Annotated in this window: 6 protein-coding genes; all 6 read left to right on the top strand. The window is 68.3% G+C overall.

The window, feature by feature from the left end; all coding sequences use genetic code 11:
- Positions 1 to 1,838, top strand: a 1,838-nt coding sequence (locus VLF18_RS14555; protein ID WP_325280358.1) for a hypothetical protein, incomplete at its 5' end; no start/stop codon positions are given.
- Between the two features lie 399 nt (positions 1,839 to 2,237).
- Positions 2,238 to 3,641, top strand: a complete 1,404-nt coding sequence (hemN, locus tag VLF18_RS14550) for an oxygen-independent coproporphyrinogen III oxidase (protein ID WP_325280357.1) — start codon at positions 2,238 to 2,240, stop codon at positions 3,639 to 3,641.
- Positions 3,642 to 4,424, top strand: a complete 783-nt coding sequence (locus VLF18_RS14545) for a helix-turn-helix domain-containing protein (protein ID WP_325280356.1) — start codon at positions 3,642 to 3,644, stop codon at positions 4,422 to 4,424.
- Positions 4,425 to 4,517: 93 nt separating this feature from the next.
- The gene (locus VLF18_RS14540) at positions 4,518 to 6,791 is read left to right on the top strand and encodes a nitric-oxide reductase large subunit (RefSeq protein ID WP_325280355.1); all 2,274 of its coding nucleotides are present in this window, start codon (positions 4,518 to 4,520) and stop codon (positions 6,789 to 6,791) included.
- Positions 6,784 to 8,028, top strand: coding sequence for an NnrS family protein (locus VLF18_RS14535; protein ID WP_325280354.1), 1,245 nt, complete (start codon positions 6,784 to 6,786; stop codon positions 8,026 to 8,028). The genes VLF18_RS14540 and VLF18_RS14535 overlap by 8 nt, the downstream gene beginning before the upstream one ends.
- A gap of 64 nt (positions 8,029 to 8,092) precedes the next feature.
- A complete protein-coding gene (locus VLF18_RS14530; protein ID WP_325280353.1) occupies positions 8,093 to 8,494 on the top strand; it encodes a SirB2 family protein in 402 nt (133 codons plus the stop codon).
- Positions 8,495 to 8,627 lie beyond the last annotated feature (133 nt).

Raw genomic sequence — 8,627 nt, 5'->3', positions numbered from 1 at the left:
CGATCGGCGCGCTCGCGTTCGATCCGCTCGACGCGACGCGCCAGACATTGATCGCCGGCACCGGCCGCTTCAGCAACTTCGGCCAGCGCGGCGACGACGAGATCGGCGTCTACCGCACGACCAACGGCGGCGCGACCTGGACCGTGCACACCGGCGCGCCGCTGCTCGGCCAGAAGATCATCGCGGTCGCGGCACGCGGCACGCGGCTGTTCGCGGGCTCGACGGTCGGCGGCCTGTATCGCAGCGACAACAGCGGCGGCACGTTCACGCTCGTCTCCGGTACCGGCAACCTGCCGACCGGCGGCATCTTCGACCTGGTCGGAAATTCGGCGAACAACAACCAGTTCTACATCGCGACGCGCGGCGCCGCGCCCCAGGTGCTGCGCAGCGACGACGGCGGCCTGAACTGGATCAACGTGACGACCGGCGTACCGGGGCTCGGCGGCACGACGAACGCCGTGCGGCTGTCGGTCGGCGCATCGGGCACGGTGTTCGCCGCGGTCGTCAACAGCGGCGTGCTCGCCGGCGTCGCGCGCTCGACGAATCTCGGCGGCACCTGGACGCCGATGGACGTGCCGGCCGTGCATCCGGGCGCCCAGGGCGCGGTCAACACCGCGATCGTCGCCGATCCGTCCAATGCGAACCTCGTCTACATCTCGGGCGATCGCATCACCGCGAGCCCGTTCACCGGCAACGTCGTGCGCGGCAATGCCTCGCTCGCGAGCGGCACCCAGTTCTCGATCATCCACGGCGCCGGCGGCGGCAACACCTCGCCGCATGCGGACAGCCGCGCGATGATGTTCGACGCCAACGGCAACCTGCTCGAATCCGACGACGGCGGCGTCTACCGGCGCAGCACGCCTTCGGGCGCGGGCACCTGGGCCTCGGTCATCGGCAATCTCGCCGTGACCGAGGTGCACGACCTCGCCCACGACAAGGTCGCCGACATCATCATGATCGGCACGCAGGACAACGGCACGCACATGCAGATCGGCGCGACGAATCCGCGCTGGACGCTGATCAACGGCGGCGACGGCGGCGACGCGACGATCGACGACGACACGCTCGGCATCGCCGGCAGCTATCGCTACATCAGCTCGCAGAACAGCGGCGGCTTCCGCCGTGCGCGCTACAACGCGACGAACGGCTTCGTCTCGAACGTGACGATGCCGACGATCGCCGATCCGCAGTTCGTCACGCCGGTCGAGCTCAACGTCGTGAACTACGGGCGCATGCTCGTCGGCGGACTCAACAACGTATACGAATCCATCAATGTAACCACCGCGACGCCGACGCTGACCCCGCTCGGCACCGGCGCGAACCGCAACGCGATGGCCTACGGCGCGAGCGACAATCCCGATGCCGCCTATGTCGGCAAGAACGCGGCGGTGTTCCGCCGCTCCGGCGCGAGCTTCGTCGCGACGACGGCGCTGCCGGCCGGCGCCGCGACGATCACCGACGTCGCGATGGATCCCGACAATTCGCAGGTCGTGTTCGCGGTCGACGACAATCAGGTGTTCCGTTCGATCAACGGCGGCACGAGCTGGGACAACGTGACCGGCAATCTCGGCACGATCAGTTCGTTCGACTTCCGCACGATCGAGTTCGTGCCGAGTCCGCTCGGCGACGTCGTCGCGGTCGGCACGCGCTCGGGCGTCTTCGTCGCCGCCGTGAATTCGTCGACCTGGAGCCTGCTCGGCAGCGGCCTGCCCGACGTGCTCGTGTTCGACCTGCGCTACGTCGCGAACTCCGGCCAGCTCATCGCCGGCACGCTGGGCCGCGGCGTCTGGAGTTTCGTCATCGACCCCGATCGCATCTTTGCGAACGGGTTCCAGTGAGCGATCGAGCCTGAGCCCACACGGCGCAATGCCCTCCGGTCATTGCGCCGTACGAGCGCGCACATCGACGCCGCGTAGGGCGCAATAAGCAAAGCGCATTGCGCCATCCCCACGCAGCGACGCCCGCCCCGATACGGCGCAATGCCCTTCGGTTTCAGCGGGAACGAGGCCGGGTGATCGATCGCGTAGGTGTCCTCGAACGGTTCGCTGCGCGGTGCGGCGGCCGGCGTGCCGGCGCCTCCCGAACCGCAGGCACCGAGGCCCGCGGCGGCCTGGCGAAGCAGCGCCGGAACTGCCGTCACCCGTTCTCACTCCTCTTCACGCTCCACTGCCCCCCTATCCCGCTCGAGTTGACCAGGATCAAGGCCGTCCCGCGCCGCCGACGCTAGCGTGCGAGCCATGATTCCGCACCCCGCCCTGCCCGAATTCGACGCCGCGCTGGTCGGCCGCTACGACCTCAACGGCCCGCGCTACACCTCGTATCCGACGGCGCCGCAGTTCGCGTCGAGTTTCGGCGAAGCCGAATTCGTCGCCTGCGCGCGCCGCTCCAACGACGATCCGATTCCGCGTTCGCTGTCGCTCTACGTGCACGTGCCGTTCTGCGAGAGCCCGTGCTTCTACTGCGGCTGCACGCGTGTGATCACGCGCGAGCGCGGCAAGGCCGAGGTCTATCTCGAACGGCTGTTCCGCGAGATCGAGCTGACCTCGGCGCTGTTCGACCGTGACCGCAAGGCCGTGCAGCTGCATTTCGGCGGCGGTACGCCGAATTTTCTCGACCTGCGCCAGATGGGCGATCTCTGCGAATCGCTGCAGCAGCATTTCACGCTGGACCGCAGCGACGCGCGCGAGTTCGGCATCGAGATCGATCCGCGCCATGCCGACGCCGACTACATCCGCGGCCTCGGCGAACTCGGTTTCAACCGGCTCAGCGTCGGCATCCAGGATTTCGATCCCCTCGTGCAGCAGGCGGTCAATCGCATCCAGTCGGTCGAACAGACCGCGGCCGTGCTCGACGCGGCGCGCGACGGCAGCTTCCGCTCGCTGAGCGTCGATCTGATCTACGGCCTGCCGCTGCAGACCGTCGAGGGTTTCTCGCGCACGCTCGACGCGGTCGTCGCGCTGCGGCCCGACCGCATCGCCGCATACAGCTATGCGCATCTGCCCGACGTGTTCAAGCCGCAGCGCCAGCTCGACGCGGCGAACCTGCCCGATGCGCGGACCAAGCTCGCGCTGCTCGCGCTCTGTGTCGAGCGGCTCTGCGGCGCCGGCTATCGCTACGTGGGCATGGACCATTTCGCGCTGCCGACCGACGAGCTCGTGCGCGCGCAGGACGACGGCACGCTGCAGCGCAATTTCCAGGGCTATTCCACGCACGGCGACTGCGACCTCGTCGGCCTCGGCGTCAGCGCGATCAGCCGCGTCGGCGACGGCTACAGCCAGAACTTCAAGGAAATGGCGCTGTACTACGGCGCGCTCGACCGCGGCCGGCTGCCGGTGGCGCGCGGCCTGCTGCTCGACGACGACGACCGGCTGCGCGGCGACGCGATCATGCAGCTCATGTGTCACGGCACGCTCGACCTGGGCGAACTCGGCCGGCGCCACGGCGTCGACGCGACGACCTATTTCGCGGCGGAACTCGCCGATCTCGCCGACCTCGCCGTGCACGGGCTCGTGAACCTGCGGCCCGGCCGCATCACGGTGACGCCGCGCGGACGCTTTCTGCTGCGCGTCGTGGCCATGGTGTTCGATGCCTACCGGCGCAAGTCCCCGGCCGCGACCGTCCGTCATTCGCGCGTGATCTGAGTGCGCGGCGCAGGCGACAGCGACGATGCGCGTCTCGCGAGCACGGCCCAGGCCGCGCTCGCCGACGACGGCGACGCGCGCACGTTCTGCACGAATTGCAGCTTCGGCCGAATCTGCCTGCCCAACGGCTACGACAAGACGGCGCTGCACGCGCTGCACTGCCTCGTCGAACACGTCGGGCCGTTCCGCGGCGGCCATCATCTGTTCCGCGTCAACGACGCGTTCGGCGCGATCTACTCGGTGCGCGCCGGCATGATCAAGACCTACGTCGTCGACGATCGCGGCCGCGAGCAGGTCACCGGCTTCTACCTGCCAGGCGAACTCGTCGGGCTCAACGCGATCTATCCGGCGCGCTATCCCTGCAATGCGGTGACGCTCGACACCGCGGCGCTGTGCCGCTTTTCGTTTCCTGCCATGGCGACGCTCGCGACGCGCCTGCCGCATCTGCAGGAACAGCTGTTCCGCCTGCTCAGCAAGGACATCGGCACGGCGTCGCTGCTGTCAGGCGACTACACCGCCGAGGAACGCCTCGCCGCGTTCCTGATCGACCTGGCAGACCGCTACGCCACGCGCGGCTATTCGGCGCGCCGCCTGCACCTGTCGATGCCGCGCTCGGACATCGCGAACTATCTGCGGCTCGCCGCGGAAACCGTGAGCCGCGTGCTCGGCCGGCTGCAGGAGCGCGGTTTGCTGCGCATCGAAGGCCGCGAAGTCGGGATCCTCGACGCTATCGCGCTGCGCGATGCGGCGCGCTGCGTGCTGCAGCATCGCTGCGCCGACTGAAAGGCACCGATCGATCGATGCCGGCTGATCCAGATCAGTGCGGCGCCATCGGCACGATCGCATGCTGAGCCGGAATTCACGATGGAGATTCCGATGACATCGACACGACGCCTGTGGCTCGCGCTCGCGGTGCTGCTGGCCGCGACGTTTTCCGTGCTGCTCTGGCAGGGGCGCGAGATCTATCATGCGGCACCGCCGCTGCCCGAGCAGGTGCGCGCCGACAGCGGCGCCCTGCTCTATTCGCGCGCCGACATCGAAGCGGGCCGCCAGGTCTGGCAGTCGATCGGCGGGCAGCAGCTCGGTTCGGTCTGGGGTCACGGCGCGCTGGTCGCACCGGACTGGAGCGCCGACTGGCTGCACCGCGAGGCGCAGGCGCTGCTCGAACGCTGGTCGCAGCGCGATCACGGCAGCGCGTTCGCCGCGCTGTCCGCGCCGCACCAGGCCGCGCTGCGCGAGCGGCTGCGCGGCGAGGTTCGCACCAACCGCTACGACGCGCCGACCGGCACGATCACGGTGAGTGCCGACCGCGCCGCCGCGATGGCCGAAGTCGCGATGCACTACCAGAGCCTGTTCGGCGACGACGCGGCGACCCAGCCGCTGCGGGAAACCTATGCGATGAGAAACGGCACGGTCGCCGACGCCGCGCATCGCCGCCAGCTCGGCGCGTTCTTCTTCTGGACCGCCTGGGCCGCGGTCACGACGCGCCCGGGCACGAACGTCACCTACACGAGCAACTGGCCCTACGACACCGATGTCGGCAACACGCCGACCTCGAGCGCGTTCCTCTGGAGCGTGTTCAGCGTGCTGTTCATGATCGCCGGCATCGCGCTGCTCGCCTGGCATCACGCCGTGCAGCACGGCAAGGAACCTGCGCTCGTGCCGCCGGCCGCCGACCCGCTCGCGAACCTCACGATCACGCCGTCGATGCGCGCGACCGCGAAATACTTCTGGGTCGTCATCGCGCTGTTCCTCGTGCAGATCCTGCTCGGCGCGCTGACCGCGCACTATCAGGTCGAAGGCCAGCAGTTCTACGGCGTGGAAATCTCGCAGGTGCTGCCCTATTCGCTGACGCGCAGCTGGCACACCGACCTCGCCGTGCTCTGGATCGCGACCGCATGGCTCGGCACCGGGCTCTATATCGGACCGGCGATCTCGGGACACGAACCGCGTTTCCAGCGCGCCGGCGTGAACCTGCTGTTCGCCTGCCTGCTGATCATCGTCGTCGGCGCGTTCGCCGGGCAGTGGTTCGCGGTCATGCAGAAGCTGGGACTCGCGAACAATTTCTGGTTCGGCCACCAGGGCTGGGAATACGTCGACCTCGGCCGGTTCTGGCAGATCTTCCTGTTCGTGGGACTCATGCTGTGGCTGACCCTCGTCGGCCGCGCGCTGCTGCCGGCGCTGCGCCGGCGCGACGACATGGCCTCGATCGTCGGCCTGCTGTTTCTCTCGACGGTCGCGATCGGCCTGTTCTACGGCGCGGGTCTGATGTGGGGCGAGCACACGCACATTGCACTCGTCGAATACTGGCGCTGGTGGGTCGTGCATCTGTGGGTCGAGGGCTTCTTCGAAGTGTTCGCCGTCGCCGTGATCAGCTTCCTGTTCGTGAAGCTCGGTCTCGTGCGCGCTCGCAACGCGACGGTGAACGTGCTGTTCGCGACCATCGTGTTCATGGCCGGCGGCGTGCTCGGCACCTTCCATCATCTGTATTTCGCCGGCACGACCACGGCGGTGATCGCGCTCGGCGCCTCGTTCTCGGCGCTCGAAGTCGTGCCGCTCGCGCTGATCGGGCTCGAAGCCTACGAAACCTGGTCGCACGGCAAGGCGACGCCGTGGATGCAGCGCTATCGCTGGCCGATCCGCTTCTTCCTCGCGGTGTCGTTCTGGAACATCGTCGGCGCCGGACTGTTCGGGTTCCTCATCAACACGCCGCTCGCGCTGTACTACATGCAGGGGCTCAATCTCACGCCGCTGCACGGGCACACGGCGCTGTTCGGCGTCTATGGCATGCTCGGCATCGGTCTGATGCTGTTCTGCCTGCGCGGACTGCGTCCGCGCGCGGTCTGGAACGACGTGCTGCTCGGCCGCGCATTCTGGGGCATGAACATCGGCCTTTCGCTGATGGCGCTGCTGACCTTGCTGCCGCTCGGCGTGCTGCAGCTGAACGCGGCGCTCGACCACGGCTACTGGTATGCGCGCTCGGCGGAATTCATGGGCCGGCCGATCGTGCACCTGCTGGTCTGGCTGCGCGTGCCGGGCGACTGCATCTTCGCCGCGGGCGCGCTGCTGTTCGCGCTGTTCGTCGCGCGGCTCTGGATCACGCCGCGCGAGACCGCCGCGGTTCCCGACGGAGCGCTCGACCGTGCCTGACGATAGGGTACAAGCGAACAAAGCCACATTGGTCGCCGAACTGCCGCGCCTGATCAGCGCAGCGCCGCACCGGCTGCTGTTCGCGGCCGGTGCGAGCGCGGTGATCGTGTCGATGCTCTGGTGGGCGATCGTGCTGGTCGGTGCGCGCAGCGGCTGGACGCTGCCCGCACCGCCCGTGCCGCCGGGCTGGGCGCATGCGCTGCTCGTGCAGTTCGGCATGCTCGGACCGTTCCTGTTCGGCTTCCTGCTCACCGTGTTTCCGCGCTGGCTGAACCGGCCGGCGCTCGCGCGACGCCACTACGTGCCGGTATTCGCCGGTGTGTTCGGCGGCTATCTGCTCGCGCACATCGGCCTGCTCACCGGCATGCCGGCGTTCGCCGCGGGCCTTGCGCTGACGATTGCCGGATGGATCGCCGGCCTCGTCGTGCTCGGCCGCGTGCTGCTCGCCGCCGGCCGTTTCGATCAGCACGCGGCGTCGTGCTATGCGGCGCTGCTGTCCGGCGCCGCGGGACTGATCGCGTTCGCTGCCGCGCTCGCGACGCAGCGCTGGCTGCTCGTGCCGGCGGCCGTCAAGCTCGGCACGTTCGGGCTGCTGCTGCCGATCTACTTCACGGTCTGTCATCGCATGGTGCCGTTCTTCTCGGCGAATCTCGTGCCCGGCTACCGCATGGTGCGTCCCGCCTGGAGCCTGCCGCTGCTGTGGCTGTTCTCGCTCGCGCATCTCGTGCTGGAACTCGCGCCGATGCCGCGCTGGCTCTGGCTCGTCGATGCGCCGTTCGCGCTGTATTTCCTCGCGCATTCGATCGCTTGGCAGCCGTGGAAGGCGCGCGTGTCGGGCCTGCTGCTCGTGCTGCACCTCGCGCTGTTCTGGCTGCCGCTCGCATTTGCTTTGTACAGTCTGCAGAGTTTCGTCCTGTTTGCCGGCGGCGAGACGATACTCGGGCGCGCGCCCGTGCATGCGCTGACGGTCGGCTTCTTCGGCAGCATGCTCGTCGCGATGGTCACGCGCGTCACGCAGGGACATTCCGGACTGCCGCTCGTCATGGGTACCGTGCCGTGGATCTGTTTCGCGGGCGTGCAGGTCGTCGCCGTGCTCCGCGTGCTTGCCGAAACGCGTCGCGATCCGACGTACTGGTTCGCCGTGGCCGCCTGTGCCTGGATCGTCGCGTTCCTGCCGTGGGTGCTGCGTTCGCTGTGGATCTATGCTTCGCCGCGCGCGGACGGCGCGCCCGGTTGACGCCGAGGCCGTTCACGTCCTGCTCTTACGATTCCCGATTCCCCATCTCCCCATTCCGCCACGCATGATCGAGTTCTATCCACATATAAAGCTCGTGCACGTCACGTGCGCACTGCTGTCGGTCGCGCTGTTCACGCTGCGCGGCGGCCTGATGTTCTCCGGCTCGCCCGCGGCGAACGCGGCGCCGCTGCGCTATCTGTCCTACGCGATCGACACGACCCTGCTGACGGCCGCGTTCATGCTGATGACGCTGCTGCACGTCTATCCGATAGCGGTCGCCTGGCTGACGGTCAAGGTGATCCTGATCGTCGTCTACGTCGCGCTCGGCGTGGTCGCGCTGCGCCGCGGCCGCTCGCGCCGGACGCGCACGATCGCGTTCGCCGCTGCGCTCGCCGTGTTCGCCTTCGTCGTCTCGATCGCGCGCGCACACCATCCGCTCGGCGGGTTCGCGACCGTTCTGTCCTGAGCGGCGCGAAAAGCGGCCTCCGCTTGATCCATATCAGGGCGGAGACGCCGCTGCATCCCTAGATTGATCGCGAGTCGATCACTACACGGGGATTCGCGATGAAACGTCTTCTGCTTGCGTGTGCCGTGGCGGG

Source organism: Tahibacter sp. (genome assembly GCF_035481375.1).
Classification (GTDB): Bacteria; Pseudomonadota; Gammaproteobacteria; order Xanthomonadales; family Rhodanobacteraceae; genus Tahibacter.
This window is presented reverse-complemented; position numbering and strand designations above follow the sequence as displayed.

Excerpts from the sequence above, each read along its gene's own strand:
- hemN (WP_325280357.1), top strand. The coding sequence starts at position 2,238 with ATGATTCCGCACCCCGCCCTGCCCGAATTCGACGCCGCGCTGGTCGGC.
- VLF18_RS14540 (WP_325280355.1), top strand. The coding sequence starts at position 4,518 with ATGACATCGACACGACGCCTGTGGCTCGCGCTCGCGGTGCTGCTGGCC.
- VLF18_RS14530 (WP_325280353.1), top strand. The coding sequence starts at position 8,093 with ATGATCGAGTTCTATCCACATATAAAGCTCGTGCACGTCACGTGCGCA.